This window comes from Paucilactobacillus kaifaensis (assembly GCF_005405145.1).
In the GTDB taxonomy this organism is placed as follows: Bacteria; Bacillota; Bacilli; order Lactobacillales; family Lactobacillaceae; genus Paucilactobacillus; species Paucilactobacillus kaifaensis.
Genome location: NZ_BJDM01000022.1, coordinates 1 through 26,423 on the forward strand (window position 1 = coordinate 1; position 26,423 = coordinate 26,423).

Annotated in this window: 26 protein-coding genes; 11 read left to right on the forward strand and 15 right to left on the reverse strand. The window is 38.2% G+C overall.

Annotated features, from left to right (window positions below):
* Nucleotides 1-143 precede the first annotated feature (143 nt).
* The 5 genes from FFM51_RS07740 to FFM51_RS07760 form a co-directional block, all read right to left on the reverse strand.
* Nucleotides 144-791 (reverse strand): hypothetical protein, encoded by a 648-nt coding sequence (locus tag FFM51_RS07740; protein ID WP_137598070.1) that lies wholly within the window; start codon nucleotides 789-791, stop codon nucleotides 144-146.
* Nucleotides 792-880: 89 nt separating this feature from the next.
* Entirely contained in the window at nucleotides 881-1,363 is a 483-nt protein-coding gene (locus tag FFM51_RS07745; RefSeq protein WP_137598071.1) for a PTS sugar transporter subunit IIB, read from the reverse strand.
* Between the two features lie 57 nt (nucleotides 1,364-1,420).
* Nucleotides 1,421-1,840, reverse strand: coding sequence for a PTS sugar transporter subunit IIA (locus tag FFM51_RS07750; protein ID WP_137598072.1), 420 nt, complete (start codon nucleotides 1,838-1,840; stop codon nucleotides 1,421-1,423).
* Nucleotides 1,841-1,863: 23 nt separating this feature from the next.
* Entirely contained in the window at nucleotides 1,864-2,760 is an 897-nt protein-coding gene (locus FFM51_RS07755) for a PTS system mannose/fructose/sorbose family transporter subunit IID (RefSeq protein ID WP_137598073.1), read from the reverse strand.
* A 14-nt stretch (nucleotides 2,761-2,774) separates the two neighbouring features.
* Entirely contained in the window at nucleotides 2,775-3,551 is a 777-nt protein-coding gene (locus FFM51_RS07760; protein WP_137598074.1) for a PTS mannose/fructose/sorbose/N-acetylgalactosamine transporter subunit IIC, read from the reverse strand.
* Between the two features lie 178 nt (nucleotides 3,552-3,729).
* Here FFM51_RS07760 and FFM51_RS07765 point away from each other — a divergent pair, with 178 nt between their 5' ends.
* Both FFM51_RS07765 and FFM51_RS07770 read left to right on the forward strand, forming a co-directional pair.
* Nucleotides 3,730-4,371, forward strand: coding sequence for a histidine phosphatase family protein (locus tag FFM51_RS07765; protein ID WP_137598075.1), 642 nt, complete (start codon nucleotides 3,730-3,732; stop codon nucleotides 4,369-4,371).
* Nucleotides 4,372-4,407: 36 nt separating this feature from the next.
* Nucleotides 4,408-5,301, forward strand: a complete 894-nt coding sequence (locus FFM51_RS07770) for a LysR family transcriptional regulator (RefSeq protein WP_170999599.1) — start codon at nucleotides 4,408-4,410, stop codon at nucleotides 5,299-5,301.
* 377 nt (nucleotides 5,302-5,678) lie between these two features.
* Here the strand turns inward: FFM51_RS07770 and FFM51_RS07775 are convergent, their stop codons facing one another.
* Entirely contained in the window at nucleotides 5,679-6,047 is a 369-nt protein-coding gene (locus tag FFM51_RS07775) for a VOC family protein (protein ID WP_170999600.1), read from the reverse strand.
* Between the two features lie 22 nt (nucleotides 6,048-6,069).
* Complete coding sequence (locus FFM51_RS07780; protein WP_137598078.1) at nucleotides 6,070-6,810, reverse strand: SDR family oxidoreductase; 741 nt, start codon at nucleotides 6,808-6,810, stop codon at nucleotides 6,070-6,072.
* Nucleotides 6,811-7,058: 248 nt separating this feature from the next.
* Between FFM51_RS07780 and FFM51_RS07785 the strand changes: the two genes are divergently transcribed.
* Nucleotides 7,059-9,791 (forward strand): HAD-IC family P-type ATPase, encoded by a 2,733-nt coding sequence (locus FFM51_RS07785; protein WP_137598079.1) that lies wholly within the window; start codon nucleotides 7,059-7,061, stop codon nucleotides 9,789-9,791.
* A 100-nt stretch (nucleotides 9,792-9,891) separates the two neighbouring features.
* Here FFM51_RS07785 and FFM51_RS07790 read toward each other — a convergent pair whose 3' ends face one another.
* From FFM51_RS07790 to alsS, 4 genes are all read right to left on the reverse strand, one after another.
* Nucleotides 9,892-11,244, reverse strand: coding sequence for an aspartate aminotransferase family protein (locus FFM51_RS07790; RefSeq protein ID WP_137598080.1), 1,353 nt, complete (start codon nucleotides 11,242-11,244; stop codon nucleotides 9,892-9,894).
* A gap of 161 nt (nucleotides 11,245-11,405) precedes the next feature.
* On the reverse strand, nucleotides 11,406-12,917 hold the full coding sequence (locus FFM51_RS07795; RefSeq protein ID WP_137598081.1) for an ATP-binding cassette domain-containing protein: 1,512 nt from the start codon (nucleotides 12,915-12,917) through the stop codon (nucleotides 11,406-11,408).
* A gap of 919 nt (nucleotides 12,918-13,836) precedes the next feature.
* Complete coding sequence (gene budA / locus FFM51_RS07800; RefSeq protein ID WP_137598082.1) at nucleotides 13,837-14,550, reverse strand: acetolactate decarboxylase; 714 nt, start codon at nucleotides 14,548-14,550, stop codon at nucleotides 13,837-13,839.
* Nucleotides 14,551-14,698: 148 nt separating this feature from the next.
* The gene (alsS, locus tag FFM51_RS07805; protein WP_137598083.1) at nucleotides 14,699-16,378 is read right to left on the reverse strand and encodes an acetolactate synthase AlsS; all 1,680 of its coding nucleotides are present in this window, start codon (nucleotides 16,376-16,378) and stop codon (nucleotides 14,699-14,701) included.
* Nucleotides 16,379-16,648: 270 nt separating this feature from the next.
* On the opposite strand from alsS, the gene FFM51_RS07810 reads away from it, so the two are divergent.
* On the forward strand, nucleotides 16,649-17,110 hold the full coding sequence (locus tag FFM51_RS07810; protein WP_137598084.1) for a MarR family winged helix-turn-helix transcriptional regulator: 462 nt from the start codon (nucleotides 16,649-16,651) through the stop codon (nucleotides 17,108-17,110).
* Nucleotides 17,111-17,243: 133 nt separating this feature from the next.
* Here the strand turns inward: FFM51_RS07810 and FFM51_RS07815 are convergent, their stop codons facing one another.
* Both FFM51_RS07815 and FFM51_RS07820 read right to left on the reverse strand, forming a co-directional pair.
* Entirely contained in the window at nucleotides 17,244-17,978 is a 735-nt protein-coding gene (locus FFM51_RS07815) for a CPBP family intramembrane glutamic endopeptidase (protein ID WP_137598085.1), read from the reverse strand.
* A 1-nt stretch (nucleotide 17,979) separates the two neighbouring features.
* Nucleotides 17,980-18,177, reverse strand: a complete 198-nt coding sequence (locus tag FFM51_RS07820; protein ID WP_137598086.1) for a hypothetical protein — start codon at nucleotides 18,175-18,177, stop codon at nucleotides 17,980-17,982.
* Nucleotides 18,178-18,344: 167 nt separating this feature from the next.
* Between FFM51_RS07820 and FFM51_RS07825 the strand changes: the two genes are divergently transcribed.
* The 3 genes from FFM51_RS07825 to FFM51_RS07835 are packed head-to-tail and all read left to right on the forward strand — an operon-like array spanning nucleotide 18,345 to nucleotide 20,150.
* Nucleotides 18,345-18,665, forward strand: coding sequence for a PadR family transcriptional regulator (locus FFM51_RS07825; protein ID WP_137598087.1), 321 nt, complete (start codon nucleotides 18,345-18,347; stop codon nucleotides 18,663-18,665).
* The gene (locus FFM51_RS07830; RefSeq protein WP_137598088.1) at nucleotides 18,655-19,287 is read left to right on the forward strand and encodes a DUF1700 domain-containing protein; all 633 of its coding nucleotides are present in this window, start codon (nucleotides 18,655-18,657) and stop codon (nucleotides 19,285-19,287) included. The genes FFM51_RS07825 and FFM51_RS07830 overlap by 11 nt, the downstream gene beginning before the upstream one ends.
* Before the next feature lie 2 nt (nucleotides 19,288-19,289).
* On the forward strand, nucleotides 19,290-20,150 hold the full coding sequence (locus FFM51_RS07835) for a DUF4097 family beta strand repeat-containing protein (protein WP_137598089.1): 861 nt from the start codon (nucleotides 19,290-19,292) through the stop codon (nucleotides 20,148-20,150).
* A gap of 146 nt (nucleotides 20,151-20,296) precedes the next feature.
* Here FFM51_RS07835 and FFM51_RS07840 read toward each other — a convergent pair whose 3' ends face one another.
* On the reverse strand, nucleotides 20,297-20,911 hold the full coding sequence (locus tag FFM51_RS07840; protein WP_137598090.1) for a hypothetical protein: 615 nt from the start codon (nucleotides 20,909-20,911) through the stop codon (nucleotides 20,297-20,299).
* 143 nt (nucleotides 20,912-21,054) lie between these two features.
* Here FFM51_RS07840 and FFM51_RS07845 point away from each other — a divergent pair, with 143 nt between their 5' ends.
* The 4 genes from FFM51_RS07845 (at nucleotide 21,055) to pgmB (ending at nucleotide 26,064) form a co-directional block, all read left to right on the forward strand.
* Nucleotides 21,055-22,014: an NAD(P)-dependent oxidoreductase gene (locus tag FFM51_RS07845; RefSeq protein ID WP_137598091.1), complete on the forward strand. Its 960-nt coding sequence runs from the start codon at nucleotides 21,055-21,057 to the stop codon at nucleotides 22,012-22,014.
* 46 nt (nucleotides 22,015-22,060) lie between these two features.
* On the forward strand, nucleotides 22,061-22,444 hold the full coding sequence (gene mscL, locus FFM51_RS07850; RefSeq protein ID WP_137598092.1) for a large-conductance mechanosensitive channel protein MscL: 384 nt from the start codon (nucleotides 22,061-22,063) through the stop codon (nucleotides 22,442-22,444).
* Nucleotides 22,445-22,652: 208 nt separating this feature from the next.
* The gene (locus tag FFM51_RS07855; RefSeq protein ID WP_137598093.1) at nucleotides 22,653-25,370 is read left to right on the forward strand and encodes a glycoside hydrolase family 65 protein; all 2,718 of its coding nucleotides are present in this window, start codon (nucleotides 22,653-22,655) and stop codon (nucleotides 25,368-25,370) included.
* Between the two features lie 19 nt (nucleotides 25,371-25,389).
* Entirely contained in the window at nucleotides 25,390-26,064 is a 675-nt protein-coding gene (gene pgmB / locus FFM51_RS07860; protein WP_137598094.1) for a beta-phosphoglucomutase, read from the forward strand.
* 70 nt (nucleotides 26,065-26,134) lie between these two features.
* Here the strand turns inward: pgmB and FFM51_RS07865 are convergent.
* Nucleotides 26,135-26,423, reverse strand: a 289-nt coding sequence (locus FFM51_RS07865) for a hypothetical protein (protein WP_223875915.1), incomplete at its 5' end; no start/stop codon positions are given.

Genomic DNA, 26,423 nt, shown 5'->3' on the forward strand with positions numbered 1-26,423 from the left:
AAACACCTCCGAATAAATTTTACTTTTTTCGAACGTGCTTTTATATGTTTGTATCAAATTATAACTTCAGTTCCATTCATAGTTCGAATCGTACCTTTTGTTTTACCGTTGTGCTCCGGTTTCTATGCGCGGTTGAACACGCTCTATCCTCTTTGCCACCAATGCTTTTTAGGATTGTTCATTCGTTGTTCTAACTTTTTTTGCTTCCGAATAGCTCTCATTTCAGCATCACGTTTATCTGCCATTTTTCTTTTTGTTTCCGGATCGATATATTCACTGATTAAAATCTGTGGATTATGCTCAACCCCCTGCCGTTCCAGCTCCTTAAAAATTTTAAGAAATGGTTTTTGACGGTAACGAAAACCATCAATCATGATAGAGTAGAAAGCTAAATTACCATTACTAGCTAAATTATCCTTCAATGCAGCTGATCTTTCATTCTCATCGCTAACAGTACTTTTTGCCAAAATGCCAATCTGCATTACCGCATTATTCGGAGTCATTTCAATTTTTAGAATGTTATCCCAAGGAACTGTAATAGCCGTTTCCTTAGTATTATCAGTCACTCCTTTATCGCTGATCAGATAGTCTGGATGATCTAAATGCCCATCCCGAAAAGTTTTATACGCCAAGTAGATAAATAAAACGGCAAAAAAGACTGCCAATAACTTCAAAATTAGCCATGTTTTTACAAAAACAATCGAAAAGAAACCAAGTCCAAACGCCAAGAAAATGATCGAAGTGGTGTAAGTACGGATTTTATCTGGATAGACCTCATATATATTTTTCACAATCAATCCTCTAATTCTTTATTTGACTAAAAAAGTCTGGAATACTTCCAGACTTTAATAGTTACAAATTTGATGATCAGCGTCAAGCTTTACTTGATTGCTGAATTATATTCAACTTTTTTAGAATCTGGTACAGTTTGGAAAAAGACATCAATGCCACTATCATGGATTTCCTTTAAAGCGGCTCGTTCCTCTTCACCGATAGCGACAGTTGGAATCACAAATTCAGTATTTGGTTTCTTCGAAATTCCACCAACGTTTAATGCCTTCAATTCAAGTCCAGCAGCAAGTGCTTCTTGAACTTCCTTAATATACTTGAAGACAATCACTACTTTGTCATTGCCAAATTGGTCTTTCTTCCACTCATCAGCAACTTCAGTAGCAGAATAAACCTTAATACTCAAACCACCAGTTGAATTGGTACTAACATAAATATCTTTCATAAAATCATCGGCTGCAGTGGCGTTATCCACCACATAAACTGAGTTAGTACCAAAACCTTTAGTCCATTTTGTCATCACTTGACCATGAATTAAGCGATCATCGACACGAGCTAAATTAATTGTTCCCATTGTTGTTACCTCCAAATATAAATTAATTATTTAATTGACGTCATTATACTCTCATCATTAACCTTTATGTTGCAAAAAGTTCTTGTCGATTAGTTTCATTCCATCCTTAGCAACATCAATAGAATCATTAATCAACTTATCGGTATCGTTTTCCGCTTCCGAGAAGTTTAACAGGTTAATCAGCAATGGTAAGCTTAGTCCTGTCACAATCTTTAATTCACGATATTTAGCTAATGTGGATAATGAAACGTTCGAAGGGCTACCACCAAGTAAGTCGACTAATACGATTGTTTCATCATACTGATCTTCATTTTGGGCTAAAACATCATAAGCCTGGTCTCGTAATGAATCAACAGACTCGCCAGGATGCAAGCCCAAGCCGGTTACATTTTCTTGTGGACCCATTAAGAGCTCCATACTTTTTACTGTTTCAATTCCCATGTCACCATGTGTAATTACTAAAAATGCACGTTTCATAATTTAATCTTTACCCCCGTTAGCTAGATAATGTAGAAAATACTCAAGACGATCAGTGCACCAGTGAGATATAACAAGGCGCGGGTAATCTTAAGTCCCTGGCGTTGGAAATACCAGTACACAAGTATAACTGCTAGTAATGGTAAAGCACCAGGCAAAATCTGGTTTAAGATCGTGTTTACGTTGAAGACTTTGCCACTGATTGAGAACTTCAGGAAACTGCGGATAGTAATATATTGACCGGCTAAAATACCCATCATGTATAGTCCAAGAATTCCCAAACCATCAATAATTCCTTGCATTCTACCACCAGTCATAATTTCTTTGGCAGCAGAACGACCAAGTGAATATCCCATCTTGGTAAAGTAATAACCATAAGTGAACGTTGCAATGGCAAAACATAGGAACGGCAATAATGCTCCTAAGAAATTACCTTGCTTAGCGAATGGTAAGAACATTGCAATAAAAATATATTGAACCGTTCCAGAATCAATGGAGTCACCAATTCCGGCCAAAGGACCCATCAAACCAACCTTAGTGTTGTTGATCATGTCTTCTGAAATTGGTTCCTCACCATTTGCCAACGCCTTAGCACGCGCTTCTTCAAGGGATAAGGTAACACCTGTTAAGGTTCCACCACCCCAAGTAGCTTGCGTGTTAAAGAATAATAAATGGCGCTGAAATGATTTGGCTAATTCGTCTTTGTCCTTATATAATTTCTGTAAAGATGGAATTAGACCGAAACAAAATGAAGGAGCTAGCATACGGTCAAATGTATGAGGAACTTCATTAGCCCACCACCAGCCAAACCATGACTTCATCAAGTCTTTGTTGGTAAGTGCATCTGGCTGTGGAATTCTGTGTTCAGTCGTTGCTTGTGGTTCATCGTTAGTTGCTTCTACTGTTGGATTGTCACTCATTGTCTAGTCCTCCTTTAACTATTTTCTGATGCATTCTTTTGTGAAAGCATTACATATAAGATCGCAAAAATAACACCGAAGATTGCGTAGATAGTCATGTTGATTTCTAGTTTGGCAAACGCCACACTCATAAAGTATGCCAAGAAGAAGAATGGCAATAAGCGTTTCTTACCAATAACTTGCATGATAATCGCGATCCCTAAGGCTGCAAGCCCACCACCAACACTGTTAAGCACATGAATGATTGTTCCATGTTCAATGTTGGAAACTAGCCCTGAAATAACTGGGGCACCAAAGTAAAGGGCAATGAAGATTAGTGGAATGAATAACACAAACGAAATCAGTGCTGGAATTCCGATGATTGAAAATCTCAAACCACGCGCATTTCCTTCTCGAGCGTATTTATCCATTGGTTTCAAAGCAAAAGTGTTCAGGAAGAACCTAAATTGATATAGGTAACTTCCTAATAGAGCAACTGGAACCGCAATCGCAATTGCTCCTTGAGGGCTCATGTGTCCAAGCAAAGCAACCGGAACCGCAATCGCAGCACCAATAGCTGGTTCAGCTGGTAACGCACCACCCGGAGCAACAAATCCCATGTAAACTAATTGAATGGCAGCTGTTACAATCATGGCTTGCTTAATATCGCCCATGATAAATCCAACCATCATCCCTGTCATTAATGGACTGAATCGCATTGTTAGTGTCGCAAATCCGAGAATTCGTGATTCAACTAATGCAACCCAAATGGCAATCAACAAAGCTTGCCAAACTGATAATGTGACATGCATTATAAATACCTCCCTAAATATAAGAAATGTGATAGTAATAATGGCAAAAAATAATTACTTCACCAAAAAATAAATTTTTAAAGCCTAATTACATTATATATGATTGCGCTTTCATTACAAGCTTGAATATTAACTTTTTTTAAGATACTATGGATTTATTATTGAAAGGGGTATCATAATGGCTAATTTAACGGTTTATGTCGTTCGACATGGCGAAACATTATTAAATACTTTTAATCGAATGCAAGGCTGGTGTGATTCTGATTTAACTGATAAAGGACGTCAAGATGCAATTAAAACGGGGCAAACAATTCGTTCGGTCCACTTTGATTACACCTACTCCTCGGACCTCAACCGCGCAATTGATACTAAAAATCTGATCTTGCAGCAATTTGACTACACCCCAAAAGTCTCGCGGGTTAATCATGATTTTCGTGAAATTTTGTTTGGTTATTTTGAAGGCCTAGATTCCGATGCAACTTGGCGCGATGTCGGCCAACCAGCTGGCTATCAAACTCAAGAAGAAATCATCGCTGATAAAGGTTTAATAGAAGCACGTCGCCTAATGCATCTAGCTGACCCCAGCAATTTGGCCGAAACATATGAACAAGTAATCCATCGGTGGCAAACTGGATTGAATCAATTGCTTGCAGAATGTGCAGATGGGGCCAACGTCCTTTTAGTTACTCATGGTACTTTTATTAGAACGTTAGCAGACTTTCACCACATTGACACGTTAAATAACTACCCTAAAAACGGCGGTATTTCTATTTTGAAACTGACGGATAACGACTCAGATTTAATTACCTACAATGAATAACTACTGATTATTTTCCTAATGAAAGGAGTGGATTTTTTGAACCCCGAGTTGTTGCAAACCTTTTTAAAAATTGTGGAGTACAAACAAATCTCTCAGGCAGCAGACTCGTTATATATCACTCAGGCAGCTGTCAGCAATCGATTGCGCCGATTAGAATCACAATTGGGTGTCACACTAATCAATCGGTTGAAAGGACAATCAATTGTGACTCTCACGCGTTACGGTGAAAAACTGGTTCCGATTGCAGAACAATGGATGCAGCTAGTCCATCAAACTACCAATTTAAAGGAATCCGCTAATTTTCATAATGTTAAAATAATTAGTGCCCCATCGATCAGTGAGTCGATTCTTTCTGTAGTTTGTCCCATGCTAATGCAAGAGGACCCTGCACTACGATATTCATTAATTAATGGTAATGCCGATACAGTCTATAATGGTGTTGCAGATGGCGTCGCAGATATTGGGTTTGCATTTTACAAAATGTATCGACACCAAATTACCACGCGAAAAATAAGTGAAGAAAAGTTGGTCCTAGTTACTAACAGTCACAGTAAGTACCCTGACATGGTAACTGTGGATATGTTGTCACGACATGACGAAATATATATGCCTTGGAATGATGAATTTGATGCTTGGCACACAATGTGCTGGGATAGCGAACTGCAACCGCTAGTAACTCTTGATTCTGGCGTCTTAATTTTACCCTATCTATCATTTAAACAAGCTTGGGCTTTAATTCCAGAATCACTAGCACATCAGTTGTTAGTTCGTGATCCTACTTTGCGCTCATTGCATTTAATTGAACAACCACCAATTTTACCGGTAGTTGCTGTTAAAAAGAAATCCCCTGGCATGGAACAACAAGAGCTTGAACGATTGGAATTCAAAATTCGATCTGAGCTTTACAAGATTCATCAGGCTAAAATTTAATCTTTGTTTGATAAATCAGTGCACCATAATCAAATAAACCGGTATGGTTCACAATTCGAAGTTATCGCGATTTTAATTGACTAAACGCGTTCACAACCGCAGAAACCTGCACACAACAATAAAATAAACGGGTATAATTTCATAATTCGAAGTTATCGCGATTTTAATTAACTAAACGCGTTCACAACCGCAGAAACCTGCACACAACAATAAAATAGAGGGTACGATTCACAATTCGAAGTTATCGCGATTTTAATTGACTAAACGCGTTCACAACCGCAGAAACCTGCACACAACAATAAAATAGAGGGTACGATTCACAATTCGAATCGTACCCTCTATTTTACCGTTGTGCTCCGGTTTCTGAACGCGGTTGTTCACGCTCTTCCAATTGCAAAATAATGTCCCTCTGGGTCCCTGAAATTGAATGCTGGCTGACCTGCATTATCCACGATTTCACCGACATCACTGGAAAAATGTAGCATTTTGTTTCTGGCCGCATTAACATCTGCCACTAAAAACATTAGTGATGGTATTTCTAAACTTACTTCCGGTGAATATTTTTTGATGAACGAAACAGAAAATAGACTAATCTGAGCACCATCATTAATCGCCAACGTTACTTGTTTAAAACCTTCGGGTAAAGGATTAGTTGCAATAATTTTTGCATCTAATGCTTGTTCAAAGAATGTCGCAATTTTTTCAACATCATTGACGTACAACATTACTTGTAAGTTGCTATTCATCTTCATCCATCCTTGCTATTAATTAATCCGCTTGTTCAACGTCTCGAATCAAAATTTCATTGACTCCAATATTTTCTGGTTGTTCTAACGCATACACAACCGCATTGGCAATGATCTCCGGTTGCATTCCATGAACCGCTACAAACTCTTTTGATTGTTGTTGCTTTACTGGATCACCAATTGATTCATACAGATTAGTATTTACTGTTCCTGGTGCTATTAAAGTAACTCGGATATTTTGCCCAATTTCTTCTTGCCGAACACCATCCATAATCGCCCTAACAGCAAACTTGGTACTAGCGTACATCGCAAATTCTGGTACAACAACGTGACTGGCATTAGATCCCATCGTGATAATATGACCAGAGCCTTGTTGATGCATTACTGGCAGTGCTGCCTTAGTCCCATATAAAACACCTTTAACATTTACATCCACTAATTGTTCCAATTGAGCCACCGATAAATCATTTAATTTACCAACTGGCATAACCCCAGCATTGTTAAATAATACGTCAACACGGCCATACGTTGATACGTCCAAATCAATCAAGTTTTGTACCTGTGTAAAATTAGTAACATCTGTCACAGCGTAAATAGCTTCCCCACCATTAGTCTTAATTTCAGCAACTAATGATTGCAATTTTGCTTCGCGGCGAGCTCCAACAACCACCTTAGCTCCTTTTTTTGATAATGACAATGCCGTTTGGCGGCCGATACCAGTTGAAGCACCAGTAATAACAACTACCTGATCTTTAATTTGCATAATTTTCTCCTCAGTAAATGTTTAATTTATTAATCTTAGCTTAGCACATCAAATCTTGATAAGAAACGTATTTGTCATGGTCGTTTTGACATTACCAATAGTCTTTTTGCTTTCAGAATAAGTCTAATCAATGATATAATTATTTTATAATAATTATGCTTAAACATGAAGGGTTGTGGACGCCTTGGTCTGGGTTAACCTCACCAAGTAAAAAATAATAAAATAAAGAATTGAATTGGAGAAAATATATGATTGACGACGATCCGCATATACAAAGCACTAACCAACAATGGTGGCAAATGACTTCTGACCAGCTGGCCAAAAAACTGCAGACTAATCCTGAAGAAGGCTTAAGTCGATCAGTGGCACAGCAGCGGTTAGAACAAAATGGCCGTAATGAATTAACAACGAAAAAGAAGTCAAACTTTATTCGATTTATCAAACAATTCAATAACAGCATCATTTACATTTTGGCCATCGCTGCCATCATCACATTTTTTATGCAACATTACTCAGACTCAATAGTTATTGCGTTAGTAATTATTGCAAATGCGATTATTGGTTACGTACAAGAGCGCCAAGCAGATGATGCCCTAGCTAAAATTAGTGAATTATTAATATCCAAGAACTTTGTCATTCGAGGTGACGAAAAGTTAGAACTCGACTCGCGTGAAATTGTGGTTGGTGACCTCGTTAATTTAGAAGCTGGGGATGCAATTCCGGCTGATTTACGTTTGGTTTCTGCCGATAATTTTACCGTACAAGAGTCTTCTCTAACCGGTGAATCAGTTTCTGTTGAAAAAACAGATGAACCATTGGCTGGTGATAACTTAGCCATTACTTCTCAAACCAACATGGCGTTTGCGTCAACATTGGTAACCACTGGGTCAGCATTAGGAATCGTGACCGCTACCGCAGTTGATACTGAAATTGGACATATCCAACAGTCAGTTAGTGCTGTAAAAGAACAACCAACACCATTAATGCGCAACTTAAACCGCCTTGGTTTTGGCTTATCCATTGCCATATTGATTGCTGCCGTCCTCTTGTTTATCATTGGGTGGATCACCAAAGTCTATAGTCTTCCTGCCCTACTAATTGTGATTGTTACGATGGTAGTTGGATCGATGCCGGAAGGTTTACCAGCTAGTACCTCCGTTGTTTTAGCAATGGGAACGCGACAAATGACAAAGAAAAACGTCATTGTTAAAACCCTGCCAGCTGTTGAAACTTTAGGTGCCGTTGATATCGTTAATACTGATAAAACTGGTACCTTAACTAAAAATGAAATGACGGTGACTGTCGCCACCACCAAAGATCGAGTTTATGAAATTAGTGGTGCTGGCTACGATGCTAATGGAAACCTCGATTTAGGTGGACAATTAAAATACAATGGTGAGACTGTTGATTGGCAAGCTGATCAGAATATGGAATGGCTCGTTAATATTGCCGGTCAAACAACTGATGCTCAACTGCATTTTGAAAACGGCGTTTGGGAAATCACTGGTGAACCGACTGATGGAGCTTTAACCACTCTTTTCAAAAAACTAACAGGTGAATATCCAGACTCTGAACCGCTTGATTCATTACCATTCGATTCTGCCACTAGATTCTCTGCCCGCCTTGTTGATTTTAAGGGACAGCGTGTCCTGATGCTTAAAGGCTCACCGGCAACGATCGTTAATATGGCAACCAATAATGGTACTTCCGTTGATGAACAGTATTGGGATAAACAAATGGCTAAAATGGCCGCTCAAGGACTACGAGTAGTCGCACTTGCTTACCAGCCAATGCCGTCTTCCACTACTGAAATTAATCAAAGCGAGATTGGCCACCAAATGACCATTGCTGGTTTGGTTGGAATGATTGACCCGCCCCGCGAGGAAGTTGCGCAGTCGATTAAACAACTAAGACAAGCGGGAATCAAAGTTAAAATGATTACTGGTGATCACCCTGATACCGCTAAAGCAATTGCAGCTAATCTTGGTTTAGATGAACGAATCAGTGCTATTACAGGACCAGAAATTGATCAACTCACACCAGAACAGTTACAAGAAAAGATCGATGATTATAACGTTTTTGCTCGAACTACTCCCATGAACAAACTACAAATTGTTAATGCACAACGCGCTAACGGTCATGTTATTTCAATGACTGGCGATGGAGTTAACGATGCTCCTGCTCTTAAGCAAGCTGATATTGGTGTTGCAATGGGAATCAAAGGTACTGAGGTAGCTAAAGAATCAGCTAATATGGTATTGGCCAATGATAAATTTACCGATATTGTTGCTGCGGTTCGCGAAGGTCGCCATGTGTTCGACAACATTAATAAAACCATCCGATTCCTTCTTCCAACCAGTTTTGCTGAGGGATTGGTGGTCGCATTCAGTATCTTGTTGGGTCAAGAAATGCCCCTATATCCAACACAATTGTTATGGATCAACATGGTTTCAGCACTCACAATTCAGTTTGCGTTTATCTTCGAGCCACCAGAGAGTGGTATCATGTTGCGCGGTCCGCGGTCAGTAAAATCAGGGATATTGTCTAAGATGGATATTGTTGAAATCATCTATGTCTCGGTTTTAATTTCTGGACTAGGACTTTGGGCATTTGATTGGGTCACTGGTATGGGTGTCTCGACTGTTGTTGCAAGTACAATGACGTTGAACATTATTATCTTTGGTAAAATTTTCTATCTGTTTAACATTCGTAACTCGTACCCTGTTTTTTCTAGGTACTTCTTTCAAAACAAGATGGCTTTTTATATCATTGGCATTTTGATTCTGCTGCAAATGGGAATTATTTACCTTCCATTTATGCATGGAATTTTCCATACAACCAGTGCCAACTTCTTCTATGGCTGGTTGATTCCTATTATTGCTGGTGTAATTGTGTTAGTAGTAACGGAAATAATTAAACTTTTCCGCATTGCTTATCGCAAACAGAGTAGTAAAAAAGGTGAACAATTTAGTCAAAACTAATCTTCAATACAATAATTAATGTTACAGCTTCTGAATACACAATGAGACCGGGAAATTGGTTAATTTCCTGGTCTCATTTTTGGATTAAAATTGTAATTATTTACCAACCAACGTTCCCTAAATCGCTCGGCAATTCAATTGTGCCTTGCTCAAGTTCTTCAAAAACTTCATCTAATTTTTGCAAAGCCTCGTCCAATTGTGGTCTAGTAATCACCAAAGGTGGCTGGAATCGCAATATATTTCCTTGCAGTGTAATAATTACCAACCCTTTTTGAAACGCACGATAAATAATCTTAGTGGCAGCTTTCTCATCAGCTACTTTAGACTCTTTATCTGTAACAATCTCAATTCCACCATTTAAACCATACATTCTAACATCACCAATAAATGAGTACTTGGCTTGCATCCGTTCAAATGCTTGCTTAGCATATTCTCCATCAGTGGCCGATTTTTCAACTAAATGTTCTTCCTCAATTACATCAAGTGTCGCCAACGCAGCTGCACAGCAAACTGGATTCCCTGATGTTGTAAATAAGTGCGCCGGTGCATCAAGCGATTCCATGATCTCTTTTTTGCCAATTACTGCACTGAGTGGCATCCCAGATGCAATGGACTTTCCAACCGACATTAAATCTGGTTCAATATCAAAATTATCAATGCTCCACATTTTGCCAGTGCGACCCAATCCTTGGTTAACTTCATCAACGGCAAATAAAATTCCATGTTCCTGACAAAAGTCATAAACCAAGTGCAAATATTCGTCTGGAGCCTTGACGATCCCACCGTCTCCTTGAATTGGTTCAATTAACACGACCGCTGTTTCGTCGGCTGGTAAGAATGTTTCAAATGGACGCTTAAACTCATCAAAATAACGCAATGAAATATCATGTAAACTTTCATTAGAGTAGTGGCGATATGCATCCGGAAATGGTACGTGAACAACATTAGGCAACATTGGCCCAATTTTCCTTGTCATATTTAAGCTAACTCCTGACAAGGTCTGTGAGCCATAAGTCGAGCCATGATAGCTGTTCATATATGAAACAACATATGAACGACCAGTGTATGCACGAGCAAATTTGATAATAGCATCGTTAGCATCGGATCCTGAATTCCCAAATGTTACCATCTTTTCAGAATTACCCGGAGCTAGTTGTGCTAAACGTTTAGCAAGTTTTTGTCCAGGCTCATGATGAAAATAGGCTGGCGTGTAATGGATTAGCTTTTCGGCCTGTGCTGCAATTGCGGCAACTACCTTTTCATGTGTGTGACCAACATTAATTGCTGAAGCACTCGCTAATAAATCTATGTACTTATTACCATCGACATCGACTAACTCGGCTCCATGAGCATGGTCAACCACTAAATCAAAATAATTAATTCTGGCTGATTTAGCATAGTGTTTGTTTTCCTCAGTAATCAAAGCATGGGCCTGATCAGTTTTTGGTTTCATAATATATGTACTCCTCCACGATTAATTTTATGTGAAAAATATACATAAAATTCTAATCCTTTTTTAATTTTATGTCAATTCAATTAAATAACTATCATAAAAAGCTACAGTAAAATCTAACTTTTACTGTAGCTTGCTTCTTCTTTGCAACTTGATAAACATTATTTTAACGCATCAATTTGTTGTTTTAATTCTATTAACTCCTGCGTACTTGCCTCATCTGACAGCATTAATTGATCGTATCTTAATTGCAACAATGGCAGGTTGCTTGGCTGTTTGGCATGGACTGCTGTTTTAACTGGATCGATCAGCTGTTGATTTTCGAATAGCAAAGTTCTGGTTACTACCTGCTGGCGAAAATCAATATCATGTGAGACTAGTAAGACTGTCCCTGGATAATTACTAAGATAGTCAGCTAGTGCATCCAAAGCCTGTCTATCTAAAAAATTAGTAGGCTCATCTAAAACTAGAAAATTACTATCACTAAGCAAAACACTTAGGAGTTGAAGTTTAACTTGCTCTCCTCCACTCAATTCACTAATTTGACGTGAATAAAATAAACTAGTTATTCCAAATGCTCCCATGACTTGCCGCGTTCGATTATCATAAAGTACACTGGCTGTTTGTAAAAAATGCCACACAGACTGATCCATTGGCAATTTGGTAATATCTTGCTCAAAATAACCGATGGTTGCACTTGGAGATAACTGAGTGTGCGGTTGCCGCGTTAAAATAGCTCGAATTAAGGTAGTTTTCCCGACTCCATTAGGACCAACTAGTGCCACTCGTTCGCCAGGCTTAATTTGGAAAACTGCTTTTTTTAATAAACACCTTTCACCTAATTTCAATTGTAACTGATTAACACTTACAACTGTCTTACCGGTAAATACCGGAAAATCAGTGGCCATTAACTTAATGGATGATTTTTGAAAAGGTTTAGTAACTGTACTTTGTTTGTGAGCTCGTTCAAGCATTGCATGCGCACTTTTCTCCATCTTACCTGCATTTTGTTCCCGAGCAGACTTAGTTTTAGCTAACTCAACTCGACCCATTTTACGGCTACCGCGTCTAATCTGACTTGCCTTTTCTTTGCGCGCTTGTACTGCCAATTTAAGGTCATGCTCTTTTTGGTGTTGGCGATGATAGGCCTGTAATTGATTAACTTGTTGTTGCTCGTTTAATGCTTCAAACTCTTCCAAACGGCCATCAAATTGAGTGTACTCATGATTAGTAACCTCCCAAATTTTATTGGCAACCTGTGCTAAAAAATGGCGATCATGCGAGATAACAAGAACTAATCCGTTCAATTGATGAATCTGTTGCACTAACCATTTTTGGTGACTTTCATCTAGGTTGGCAGTCGGTTCATCTAAAATCAGAATATCTGCTTGTTTTGATAATGCAGTCATAATTTTAGCAACTGTCTCTTGACCACCACTTTTATCGATCAATGGATTGACTTGCTGCACAAATTCAACGTTTCCTTGAATCAAGCGTTGTCCTGCAAAATCTTTGTCCTGTTGGGCAATAATTTTCATAAGCGTTGTCTTACCAGCACCGTTATTACCAATGATTCCAACAATATCACCAGCACTAGCAGTTAGATTATCAGCTTTAAATAATATTTGACCCGCTACTATTTTGCTAATTTGTGTTAGTTTAATTTGAGTCATTTATGAATCCCCCTTTACGGGATCAATTATGTTTTAGGGCACACAAAAAGCACACCTATTTTAAAGTGTGCCGACTATTTTGATACAGCCCGCACGTACCTAATCAATCCCAACAAAAAATATAAACTCCACCCATAAAGCTTGGATGTCATTTCGCTGTTGAAAATGATTAGATGCGCATTGGCTTAATACCTCGTTTTTCTTTGATAAAAGTAATATAGCATGTTCAAATGTGAAAAACAAGGTTTGTTGTTTTTGGACAAAGAAAAAAGCTCTCTACAAAATATTGTTTGCAAAGAGCGTTGAGTTTTAAGGTTAGGCTAATCTTTCTTTTCTTCATGACAAATTAATTCTAACGAAAATTCTGCTGCCTGATTTTCCATCTCTAATCGTTCTTGTATTTCATCTTGGTTTAAATGGTTCATCGAACATCATCCTTTCCTTGTTCAACTGTACCTGACTATGACTTAAGTCTACCAAATAGTTTTGAAGAAACAATGAATTTTAATTTAAACTTTATGGTTATCATAAGTAATATATAAATGCAATCAAACTAAAAGAGCCACCAATTTTAATGTTGGCGGCCCTTTCGGAAGAACCAAGCGACTTTGTAATCACTGTAATCAACTAACTCTTCCACAAAGTTGCTATTTAATATTCCCTAGCGCACGCTGGTAACTACAATCATCCATATATAGTTTCGATATTTAGAGTCACACTTACGCTGCTGCTTGCCTACTCACCTTCAGCATCTAGGAAACAATCCTTGTTCTAGAAACCAAATTCACGATGATCTGATTTCCCTGCTACGACACAAGAACTATATGTCCTTCCTCAATTAGTACTATAGCATATGATGTAAGCGATTACAACTAAAGAATTCTACTTTAAGAAATCTTAATATTTGGTAAGCGGTTAATCAATTTTCAGCTTCATTAATATCGTCATTCATCGTCTGCAGGTCCAATTGTTTTTCCCTAAATTCGGTGTTTTTAACTGGTAAATGTTGTACCAAATTTTCTAGCACTTGTGCGGAAACCTCAGCCTGATCAATTGTAAAATCAAGAATATGCCCACCAAAATCTTTTTGGGAGCTCAAAAAATGCCAGTGAAAACCACCAACGGTTGCTCCTTGAAACAAATGTGGTGCATAGTAACCAACCACTGTCCCACTAACCTGATCTTGCTCAAATTCTGGTTGAACACGAGTCGCTGCAGTCAAATTAGGGAAAGGTCGGTTTTGTTTATTAACTGCTCTTGTATGCATATGCGTGAAAGTCCCATCAATTCGCAGTCCAACAAAAACATTATCCATTTTCAACTCACCTAATAACTGTTGTTTCAACTGTTCATCAGTCATCCCCACTACCGAACGATGTTCCTGCGCATCCATAAAGTGAACTGCCGCAAACGGAACTTTGGTTTCAGGCGTCAATGGAATCACATCCCCAGAGCCTTGCACTTTAAATGCTTGACCGTCTACAATTACCATTTCACCATCTAAACAATCGGCCGTCCCAATTCCGGTGTCACCATGTTCCATTAATTCCCCTAATGGTAACGTTCCTTCAAATAAGCCACCAACCAGCATGGCAAGGGTCCCATGCTGATATAACGTTGTAGTATCTCTCAAATTACTGCCTCCTATTTTAAAAAAATGTGAGCCGCGGCAAACATATGTCAGCAAATACAAATACACTTATTGAATCCACTAACCAATAAAAATAGAGCCATCAGTGCCACTCAACCACACCTTAACTCTACTCTTTTTTGACCTTATTTTAAAATTGATCAGGTAACAATGTTTGCCCCAATTCAGCATTGTGTGAATAATCAATTGGAATGTCAACAACTACAGGACCATCTGTAGCAAAAGCTTTATCCAATACATCACTCAACTGATCCGGACTTTCAACACGTAAGCCAGTAGCACCAAAGCTCTGTGCATATTTAACGTAATCAACTGGACCAAACTTAACCGCTGCATCCTTACCATACTTCATAATTTCTTGGAATCGAACCATATCGTAGTATCCGTCATTCCAAATCAAATGAACAGTGTTTAACCCTAACCGGACTGCAGTTTCTAGTTCTTGACCAGTAAATAAGAATCCAGCGTCCCCAGAAACTGAAACTGATTTAGCGTTGGGGCGTACTAACGCCGCCGAAATCGACCAAGGTAGCGCTACTCCAAGTGTTTGCATCCCATTACTAAACAATAAATGACGAGGCTCATAACTTCTGAAATGACGAGCCATCCAAATATAATGACTACCAACATCAACAGAAACAGTCATATCATCATCAACGCGTTTTTGCAAAGCTTCAATGACAGCTAGTGGATGATTTAAATTACCCTTACCAGCCGGTGCAGTCTCTTGTTGATCTACTTCGATTTCGGTATGCAAATCTTGTAAGTATTGTTTTGATTCATCAGCTGGTTGATAGTTTTCAACTTGATCAGCTAAATGTGAAACTGTCGCCGCAATATCACCAATCAATTCTGTGGTTGGCTGAAAATTCTTATCCAACTGCGGTGCCGTGGTATCAATCACAGTAATTACAGCATCTTGCTCAGCATTCCAATTACGCGGCTCATATTCGATGGCATCATAACCAACTGTAATCACCAAATCAGCATGTTTAAGCAATTTATCTCCTGGTTGGTTCCGGAACAATCCCACTCGACCAAAGAAATAATCTTGTTCAAGCTCGTGTGAAATAATACCAGCTCCCTGGAAAGTTTCGACAACAGGGATTCCAGCTTTTTTAACCAGTTTACGAATCGCCGCCGTAACGTCTGGCGAAGAGGCGCGCATTCCCACTAAGAGCACTGGTAACTTAGCAGTCTTAATCCGTCGTACTAGTTCTGCGATTGATTCACCACTAGCCGGTCCCAGTTTAGGTGCTGATAAAGGTGGCAGCGCTTTGGTTGTAACCTTAGCGTCATCCACATCTTGCGGTAAACTAATGAAACTAGCACCCTGCTTTCCTTCTGTCGCAGACTGAAACGCATTAGCAACCACTTCAGAAATATTCTCAGGATCACCGATTTCAGCACTAAATTTAGTGATTGGTGCAAATAACTCTTTATTAGCCATGCTTTGATGAGTTTGACGGAATAAATCCTTCAATGGCACTTGACCAGAGATTGCAACAACTGGATCTCCTTCGGCCGTTGCCGTAACAACTGGTGTGGCTAAGTTACTAGCTCCTGGACCTGACGTTGTTGCTACCACACCCGGTTGGCCAGTTAAACGACCAATTCCAGATGCTAGAAAACCAGCATTTTGCTCGTGCCGAGTTACAATTAATTGCGGCGCATTTGGATCCTTTGGGTGATCAAGCAATTCAAAGAACCGATCAATCTTTGCTCCTGGAATCCCAAATACATACTTAACCTGATGATTAATTAAACTTTCGACCAGTGCATCTGCTCCGTAACGTTGTTCATCTGCCAAAGTAATTCCTCCCTTATTCCACTCTTAAATTAATCTTAGATTACCACTTTTTTTTCAGATACAAAATTATCTTTTTAGTTTGTGAAATAAAGTGAAAATTAAGAACGTTGATTTAATCAGTTTTCTTAGTGTTATAGCTTTTACAACCGCTTTAAAAAAATAATTATTACACATTATAAATTCACATGAATCGGATTATTTGGCAAACGTATAAATCTAGGATAGAATATTGTGTACGATTGAATACATAATATTTTAGGAGGAACCACCTTGAATCATGATTTAAACCAACCACTCAACATAGATGACCAAATTTGTTTTGCCCTTTATGCAGCTAATAAACGTTTTAATCGTTTTTATTCTGAAGTATTAGCTGAGTTTGAACTTACATACCCTCAATATATCGTTTTATCGACTCTGTGGGACACTCCAGATGGTGAGCTAACCATGCATGAGCTTGGAGATACTGTCACGCTCGATAGTGGTACCTTGACACCATTACTAAAACGCCTAGAAAAACATGGCTGGATAAAACGTAGCAAAGATCCCGATGATGAACGTCACGTTTTGGTTAAATTAACGACCAAGGCAAATCAAAGCAAACTATCAATCGTTCACAAAGTCAAAAATAGTCTCAATCGATTGGATTTACCACAACAAGACTATGAAAACCGAGTTAATGAAATTAATGACATCACCAGACGCCTTGATGATATCATTCCACAAATATAAATTGGCTTGGTAACTATTTAAAAGGTCGATTTTGTTTGCTATTAAACTTTTATTTATGAATCCTTACACTTAAAAATGGTGTTAAGAACTTCGAAACATGAAGTTCTTAACACCATTTTTTATTTCACACTCATTAATTTAATAAGTTCAACATCTCAATAATCGCGACTAGGTTATTCAATGCATGCAGCATAATTACATTTTTAATTTTTCCTGTTTTTTGGTACACATACGCCAAAACGCCACCCATGTAAAAATAAATTAAAAAACTAATTAACGTTGTGCTAGAGTGCCCTAACGAAAAAACAACTCCAGACAACAATATCTTCCACCAGAACTGATCTGGTTTAAAAAATAAATTAGTCAAAACACCACGAAAAATAAGTTCCTCTGCAAAGGGTGTTAATAGAACAGTTGAAAGGCTAAAGGCAACCATAATCAGCATATTACTGTTCATTAGATTTGCCACAGCGTGGTTATTTGCTGTTTGGGTCTGATGGTTCAACAGTACATTTAGCCAACCTAAAATGACTTGTCCTACAAAAATAGCCACATATCCTAAAATCACCGTTCTAAAATCCTGCAATGGCCTACTTGGCTTAATCTGTGTGCGATTATATCGTCGATACAACCTGTAAGCCCAGTTAATGATCACCAAAAATAGACCGACAAAAATAACTAAACCAGACACCGATACTATATCTAGATGCGAATGATTTTTGATTAACATCATTGCAGTTGGTGGTAACTGAATTAAGATAAATAAAACACCAATTAAAGCGATTCGCTTTAATAAACCCACTAGCCATTTAAAAAAATTGCCTGGGGTTTTCTCGTGCCAAAATTGGTCCCATGTTTGTGTCTGCATTTTATTGCTCCTTATCACGTCGTGCTATTTGTGCTTTGGCAACCACCACCGTAATTAATGTAGTGGCCACCACAAAACCAATAATCCAAGCGATGATCAGCCAAATGCCAGTCAGGAACCCACTCAAAGTCCCCCAGACTAGCCCGCCAAAAATAATCGCCGCGATACAAATAATCAATAATAATTGTGCTTTGCTCATTTGATTACTCCTAATTTTTCAATATTGCTACTATTGCATACATGAAAGTATATCATACTCATTAATCGTTAATTACATGATATTTTTGTTTGACAAATATTTTATTAGTTGTTATATTATCCTCATACCAATACTATATTGAATATAATATGACAGGAGAAATAGTTATGAGCATTCCAATCACTACTGAACTGTTAGATGGCTGTGTCCTAGCTTTACTGACAAAAGAAAACTATTACGGGTATGCACTGACACAACGGGTACAAGAGTTTACCCCCGTTTCAGAGTCTACGATGTATCCAGTCTTACGCCGTTTGCGTAAGGAAAAATGGCTGGATACCTATGACGAACCATATCAGGGCCGTAACCGACGATACTATCGCATTACTGATAACGGTAGAACCAGGTTAACGGAAATCCAAGCAGATTGGTCACAATATCGTGACACTGTGAATCAAATTTTGGGAGGAACAACTGATGGAAACTAATCCATACATCAAAGAACTGGCAAAATATCTAACACAACTAACTAAAGAAGAACAAGAAGACGTATTAGATTTTTATAGTGAATATATTCTAGATGCACAAATGACCAGTGAAGCAATGATTGTTCACAAATTAGGTACGCCTAAGCAATTGTCGCGAAAAATTTTAGCAGACTATTCAATCCGTGCACTTGATAATGAGGAAGCCGGGTTACCCCATTATGAACCTAAATCAAAGAAAAATATTCGGATGATTTGGTTGGTAATACTAGCACTACTCGCCTCTCCAGTTGCTATTCCACTAGTAATCGCTGTTATCGCTGTAGTGATCGGTTTCTTCATAGCCATTATCGGCGTTTTGATCGCCCTTGTTCTGACGCTACTTGGCATTGTCATTGCTGGTTTAGCCGCTATTGTTGGTGGTATTACGGTCTGGAGCGCCTCAATTCCGACAAGTATCTTCTTCATTGGTGTCGGTGTAGCTGCCCTAGGTTTAATGTTAATTATTGCTCCTATTGGTTACTTAGTAATTAAAGCATTAATCCAAATGACAGCTAACTTCACCCAATGGATCTATAATCGCTACATTAAAAACAAGCACAAACAAAAAAATGAGGTGGCATAACGATGAAAAAATCTCTTATTATCGGCGCAATTATGACCGCAATTGGAATTTTTGCCATTCTGATTGGATTAGCCAATGGCGCTTCAACCAATTTAGTCTGGCAAAATGGGGTTAAGATCGACAAATCGTACCATTCTTCTAAGCAACTAAATCAATTTAAGCACCTAACCTTAAATACTAATGACTATGATGTCACAATCCAAACTGGTACAGAATTCAAGATTGAAATTGATGGTTCCAAATTATCTAAACCAGTCATTACCCAAGACGGTGATAACCTGACAATTAGTAATAAAGCGTTTGATCCGGTTAATATTGGTTTTGGTCGCATCAACCCGACTTTAACAATTACAGTTCCAGACGATACACAACTTGAAACAATCAAAGGGAACTTAATTGATAGCGATTTAACTATCAATACTCTCCAAACCAAAAAAGTACAACTTGAATTAGACAGTGGCTCGATTAATGCCCATAACTTTACTATTAGCGATGGTGGCCAACTGACGATGGATAACGGCGGTGCTGAAATTAAAAACTCAAATCTCGAAAACGTCAATTTAAAACTCCAAAACGGATATACTGAATTTGAAAATAACACACTGACCGGCGGGACATACGAATCAAGCAATGGTTCACAAGAATTTGATAATGTAACGTTCAAGTCAGTCGTAAATGTCAAAAACCGTAATGGAAAAATTGAAATGGAAAGCCCCATTACTGATGGCTATCAATTGTCCTCAGATAATGGCCAAATCGAACTATTCGATCGTGAGGAAAGTCATCAATTAAACCAAAACGAAACAGCTGAAAATAAAGTGATCGCAAATACTACTAATGGTAAGATCGAAATCGACGACTAATAATCACACAATTAAATTATCACGATAATAAAAAAGGTAACCATTATGCTGCAAAGCATCGATGGTTACCTTTTTTTTAATGATCTTTGTTGCTAAGCGTCTGCAGTCACCATTATTAACTAATCGTGCCTACTACCTGCACCGCATTACTTTAGGTCAGGAAAAACTTCACCAAACACTTGACGCAATATTGCCATGCTTGTATATGACTGTGTTCCCCCAACACGCAAATAATCAATGTCAGCCAATAAAATATCACGTTCCCACAAAGATGATAGGTCATCAAAATCTAAATAATGCAGATTTAACCTAACTGCGCTTAATTCATTAATATAGCCGTTAAAGTCATCTGAATCCTTGAACTTGCGTGTACCAACTACTATGGGTTGCTTTTGTTGATAACTAAACGAAAGAAAATTAGTTAAAATACCATGGCTTGTAAAATTTGCTGTTTTAACAAGATTTTGTATATGCCAAATATCAAAATATCCATATTTTTGAGCAACTGTTTGTTTAATCTTAACGGTCGTCAAATAATCACTGGCCCGTTTAAGATGATTAATACTGGTCAGTCTAATTGCGTTTAAGCCATTAAGCTTTCCTTCCATATCAATGCCTTCAATTAGGACGAAAACACTATCCAGTGCAACAATATATCCTACCGAGAATGTCTCGTCATTATTGAAATTGTATATTGCAATTAATTCATTATGTTGTTGTGCTAGCACCAATTCTTGCTTGATTTCACTTAGTTGATCCATTAATATCATCCTTTTTGGGTTAATCTCTGTACTTAATGTTTTTTTAGTTTCATAATGAAAACGATTAAAATTATGTAAACCTAATTATTAGTTCACATTTTTAGGGCAGCATAACGACTAAATTTATTTAGGAGGCTTTTACAATGTCTGATGTATATCTTTCCGCGCAACTCCCCACAAACGCAACAGCTATTTTATCACAGGCTGGCATAAGTTACGAAGCATTTAATCAACCCGGACTCATCACCAAAGAAGAATTAATTCAACGTATTCATTCAACTAAGGTTCTCATCACTTCTCTATCCACTAAGGTCGATCAAGAAGTAATTAACGCTGCACCAAAATTACAACTAATTGCTAACTTTGGGGCAGGCTTCAATAACATTGATGTTGCCTATGCGCGACAAAAAAAGATTGCTGTAACTAACACTCCATTGGTCTCAACCACTGCCACTGCTGAGTTAACTAGCGGACTAATTATTGCCTTAGCCCGGCGAATTGTCGAAGGTGATCAAGTAATGCGTTCTACTGGCTTTAATGGCTGGGCCCCTTTATATTTTCTTGGCCATGAGTTGGCCGGTAAAACGCTAGGAATCATTGGGATGGGTGGTATCGGTCAAGCAGTTGCTAAACGCATGCATGCTTTTGATATGAATATTATCTACACGCAACGCCATCAACTTGATCCCGCAACTGAAGCTCAGTGTTCAGCCACTTTTGTTTCACAATCAGAATTATTGAAACAAGCGGATATTGTTACCATCCACGCCCCTCTTTCAGACAGCACTCACCATCTATTAGCCGCAAGCGAGTTCACTCAAATGAAGTCAACTGCCCTACTAATTAATGCGGCTCGCGGTCCAATTATTGATGAGGCTGCTCTTTTAGATGCACTATCTCATCAGCGGATTGCCGGAGCCGCATTGGATGTCTACGAAGCAGAACCATACGTCGCCGACGCGTTTACCAAACTTACCAATGTAATTTTAACGCCTCACATTGGTAATGCTACCGTTGAGGCACGCGATGCCATGGGAGTGATTGTAGCTAATAATGCGGTTGCTATTTTTACTGACCAAACACCAAAATACATTGTCAACTAATCATATGGTATATTGAAATTAACTAAATATATTCACGGAGGTTAGTATGCTCAAAGAATTTAAACAATTTATTTTACGTGGAAATGTCGTTGATCTAGCAGTCGGTGTCATTATCGGATCTGCTTTTACTACCATTGTTAAGTCGTTAACTGACAACATCATTAGTCCATTCCTCGGTCTCTTTTTAGGAAAAATCGATTTTTCTAGTTGGATTATCACTTTGGGCAGTGCTGAGTTTAAAGTGGGAAGCTTTATCAATGCTGTAATTAATTTCCTAATTATTGCTTTTGTGATCTTCATTATGGTCAAACTCATCAATAAGTTTCTCCGCACTCAAAAAGAGGAAGCCCCAGCTACTCCAACTAATGAAGAATTATACTTAAAAGAAATCCGTGATTTATTGGAAAAACAAAATAATGATCAAGTCTAATTGGTCTGATCATTCAGGAGTCTAACATCCATGTTGGGCTCTTTTATTTTGGCTTAAACCTAGCTAATATCATGGTCTTTAATGATAACTATAGTTTATTTCTAATCAATGCTTTAACCAAATTCGTATCGTTTTATTTGATAAATTTAAGAATTAGTCTTAGTCTGGATATAGAGAGTATTTTTATTTTGAGAAAGGGGCGCTGATTGTGAAAACAATCTCATTAAAAATTGTTGATGACGCAATTGAAGTAAACTACGCCATTCAACGGGTTAACGAGCAATCTCGTAAGATCATTATTTCCTATAATGATGAACAGTCCATTGGTGAAAATTTAGAAACAATTCGGGTTAAACTGGTCGGGGTCGCTTTTGACGCCATTATCATTGAAAATCCCCTAAGTTATTCTTTTTCCGATACAATTATCGGAATTAACCACCAACGAATTGATATCGGGTTAGCATTAACTAATATGTTCAATGTGCCCGTTGTGGCGCAGCCAACTGTTACATCAATTGGATTAGAGCAAGCCGTTGCTAAGAAACAAAAATATAATAGTTGGCATCTGGACTACTATGGGCAATACAAAGATAAGCGTAACTTTGGGCAAGAGTCCATGCTGACTATAGGTAATGGTTTTTTTGGCTTGCGGGGCGCCTACGTTGAATCTCGTGCCGATCAAGATAATTACCCAGGAATGTATGTTGCTGGTTTGTATAACCAAAATACAACTAATATTAATGGTCGTGATGTGGTCAATGAGGATTTAGTTAACTTGCCCAATGCCCAGTATCTGACTTTTGGTATTGATAACTCTAATCCATTTAAAATTCGTAAGAATGATATTCGTGATATTTATCGGAGTCTTGATTTACGCACTGGTAAATTAACTACTTCCATGGTTGTCAATTTAGCTACTGGTCATCAACTAGAAGTTAAGGCAACTAAGATTGCTGATATGAAGGAATGGCATCGTTTCGCCATTCGCTATGAAATTACCCCGCTTAATTTTACTGGCAATATGCAAATTTATTCTGAAATTGACGGCCATGTAATTAATGACAATGTGGCTCGTTATTCGGAATTTGACCAACGTCATATTGACGTTACTAGCATGGGAACTTCCGTTAATGAAGCGGTCTTAAGTGGTCAGACTAAAAATTCACAAATTGAGTTTGCAATCGGTACTAAGCTCACCTCACCTGATATGGATACAAAAAAAGAAATTATTACTAGTAACACGTCTTCAACTGTCCGCCAAATTCTGAATATCAACGTTGAATCTAATCATACTTACACATTTGACAAGTCAGTAGCCGTATTTACCAGCTTAGAGTGTCATTCTGATGAACTTGATCAATTAGTACTCAAAGAAGTCAGTCAAGCTGATTTTGATTCCACCCGTCAACATACACAAGAATTTTTTAATAATATTTGGCAAGAAGCCGATGTCCAGATTACCGGTGATTTAACAAGTCAAAAATTAAGTCGTGTAAATATTTTCCATCTCTTTGTTTCTGCTGAAGCAATCGGAGCCGGAAAATTGGACGCTTCAGTTGGTGCACGTGGGTTACATGGTGAAGCATATCGTGGCCATGTTTTCTGGGATGAAATGTTTATCATTCCATTTTACGCCGCGCACTACCCTGATCTGGCCAAACAACTGTTGATGTATCGCTATAACCGTTTAGGTGCAGCCCGAAAGTACGCCGCCTCTGAAGGTTATCAAGGTGCCATGTACCCATGGCAATCGGGAATGCTGGGGGATGAACAGGCTCAGTTTGTCCATCTCAATCCAATAACCAACCAGTGGGACCCTGACAATAGTCGCCTGCAACGTCACGTTTCATTAGCCGTTGCATATGATGTCTGGTTATACTTCCACTTGAGTGATGATAAAACATTCATGAACGAGTATGGCCTAGAGATGCTGCTGTCAATTGCTAAGTTCTGGTTAAGTATGACAACTTACGATAAGGCTGATAAACGGTATAGCATTCATGGTGTCATGGGACCTGATGAATTTCACGAAGAATACCCTAATAGTGATGCACAGGGTCTTACTAATAATGCCTACACAAATATCATGGTGGCATGGTTATTCAAACTAATCAAACAGTTAACCACTACATGTGACTCTACCATTTTACATCAGCTAAACACTAAGCTCGACTTGGCTGATGATGATTATCAAGAAATGAACAAAGTCAGTCATAGCCTGAAACTGGATATCAACGAACATGGAATCATTGGCCAATTTGAAGGTTACTTTAACTTACCAACCTTGAACTTTGATAATTACCGGAAAAAGTATGGTGATATTTCACGACTAGACCGTATCTTAAAATCTGAAGGTAAGACACCGGATGCCTATCAAGTAGCAAAACAAGCTGACGCTTTAATGGCTTACTATAACTTTGATGTCGAAGATATTGATCAGATCTTAGCTGATATGGGTTACCATCTACCGGCTAATTATCTGACTCATAACCTGCAGTTTTATCTAGATCGTACCACGCACGGTTCTACTCTCTCACGAGTAGTCTATGCCGCGTTAACAGAATACGATGATAATATGGACCAATCGTGGAAATTCTTCCATCAAGCGCTATTTTCTGACTATTATGACATTCAAGGTGGTACCACAGCTGAAGGAATCCACCTTGGGGTTATGGGTGCTACATTAGCAATCGAAACCCGTGTTTACGGAGGTGTTGATTTATTAGGTGAACAAATCAAGGTTAACCCTCACCTACCAAGCAAGTGGCAACAAATTGCTTTTTCACAACACTTTCACGGCACGCGGCTTGATTTTGAAATTACACATAATAAGATCAAATTAACAGCCGATCATAATATTGATTTATCCGTAGTAGAACAGCCAGTAGAGCTAAAAGAAAATCAGACCGTGACGATTGAATATTAATTAAAAGGAGCCGATGATAATGACAAAATTCGCAGATATCAAGGGATTTGTATTTGACTTAGATGGTGTCATCACTGACACAGCTCAATTTCACACTAAAGCCTGGAGTAAATTAGCGGATCAACTCGGTGTAAAGTGGAGTGATGATCTGCAAAACGGACTCAAAGGTCTTAGTCGCATGGATTCGTTGGAATTGATTTTAAAAACAGGACACAAAGAGAATGATTATTCACCAGCCGAAAAAGAAAAATTGGCTACACAAAAAAATGATCTTTACCTTCAGTTTGTGCAGACCATTACCCCTGCTGATATTTTTCCCGGTATCAAAGAGTTCTTAGATGAGTTAAATCAGCATGGCTATTTAATGTCAATTGCCTCTGCGTCTAAGAATGCTCCCACAGTATTGAGTAAACTAGGACTAACTGATTATTTTGAACACGTGGTTGATCCACGGACATTAACACATGGCAAACCAGATCCCGAGATATTTATTAAAGCCGCTGAAATTATCGGCCTTAAACCAGAACAATGTATCGGTCTAGAAGATGCCACCGCTGGAATCGCAGGAATTAACGCTGCCAATGAGGTTTCACTTGGTGTTGGTAGTCCTGACATTTTAACTGAAGCTGATATGGTGTTTGAGGACACCAATAACATTACATTAGCTAATATTGAAGCTAATATGAATAAATGATTACGTAAAAAATTTGTTAAATAAACTCCTGCCATTTGAAACAATCAAATGACAGGAGTTTATTTGTTATTTAGCAAAATTGAACATTTCGAATGATCTGAATTTCAAGACTCAACAATTCACCATTCAATGTACAAATACCAGCCAATCTTTCAGTGACACCGATAATTGTACCAATAACTGAATTTATTTTACCGGCTATTCTTTCAACCTGCAAACGAATAACAGATTGTTGTTGATAGCTTATTTGTAGCATTGCTTCAATATCAAAAATCGATTGTTTGGAACTGAAGTTATAATTTGATACAAACATATAAAAGCACGTTCGAAAAAAGTAAAATTTATTCGGAGGTGTTTTT

Excerpts from the sequence above, each read along its gene's own strand:
- FFM51_RS07815 (WP_137598085.1), bottom strand. The coding sequence starts at position 17,978 with ATGCAGACACAAACATGGGACCAATTTTGGCACGAGAAAACCCCAGGC.
- FFM51_RS07825 (WP_137598087.1), top strand. The coding sequence starts at position 18,345 with ATGAGCATTCCAATCACTACTGAACTGTTAGATGGCTGTGTCCTAGCT.
- FFM51_RS07750 (WP_137598072.1), bottom strand. The coding sequence starts at position 1,840 with ATGAAACGTGCATTTTTAGTAATTACACATGGTGACATGGGAATTGAA.
- FFM51_RS07780 (WP_137598078.1), bottom strand. The coding sequence starts at position 6,810 with ATGCAAATTAAAGATCAGGTAGTTGTTATTACTGGTGCTTCAACTGGT.
- FFM51_RS07820 (WP_137598086.1), bottom strand. The coding sequence starts at position 18,177 with ATGAGCAAAGCACAATTATTATTGATTATTTGTATCGCGGCGATTATT.
- FFM51_RS07830 (WP_137598088.1), top strand. The coding sequence starts at position 18,655 with ATGGAAACTAATCCATACATCAAAGAACTGGCAAAATATCTAACACAA.
- FFM51_RS07755 (WP_137598073.1), bottom strand. The coding sequence starts at position 2,760 with ATGAGTGACAATCCAACAGTAGAAGCAACTAACGATGAACCACAAGCA.
- FFM51_RS07785 (WP_137598079.1), top strand. The coding sequence starts at position 7,059 with ATGATTGACGACGATCCGCATATACAAAGCACTAACCAACAATGGTGG.
- FFM51_RS07840 (WP_137598090.1), bottom strand. The coding sequence starts at position 20,911 with ATGGATCAACTAAGTGAAATCAAGCAAGAATTGGTGCTAGCACAACAA.
- FFM51_RS07795 (WP_137598081.1), bottom strand. The coding sequence starts at position 12,917 with ATGACTCAAATTAAACTAACACAAATTAGCAAAATAGTAGCGGGTCAA.
- FFM51_RS07760 (WP_137598074.1), bottom strand. The coding sequence starts at position 3,551 with ATGCATGTCACATTATCAGTTTGGCAAGCTTTGTTGATTGCCATTTGG.
- FFM51_RS07775 (WP_170999600.1), bottom strand. The coding sequence starts at position 6,047 with ATGAATAGCAACTTACAAGTAATGTTGTACGTCAATGATGTTGAAAAA.
- FFM51_RS07745 (WP_137598071.1), bottom strand. The coding sequence starts at position 1,363 with ATGGGAACAATTAATTTAGCTCGTGTCGATGATCGCTTAATTCATGGT.
- pgmB (WP_137598094.1), top strand. The coding sequence starts at position 25,390 with ATGACAAAATTCGCAGATATCAAGGGATTTGTATTTGACTTAGATGGT.
- FFM51_RS07765 (WP_137598075.1), top strand. The coding sequence starts at position 3,730 with ATGGCTAATTTAACGGTTTATGTCGTTCGACATGGCGAAACATTATTA.
- FFM51_RS07845 (WP_137598091.1), top strand. The coding sequence starts at position 21,055 with ATGTCTGATGTATATCTTTCCGCGCAACTCCCCACAAACGCAACAGCT.
- FFM51_RS07835 (WP_137598089.1), top strand. The coding sequence starts at position 19,290 with ATGAAAAAATCTCTTATTATCGGCGCAATTATGACCGCAATTGGAATT.
- FFM51_RS07790 (WP_137598080.1), bottom strand. The coding sequence starts at position 11,244 with ATGAAACCAAAAACTGATCAGGCCCATGCTTTGATTACTGAGGAAAAC.
- mscL (WP_137598092.1), top strand. The coding sequence starts at position 22,061 with ATGCTCAAAGAATTTAAACAATTTATTTTACGTGGAAATGTCGTTGAT.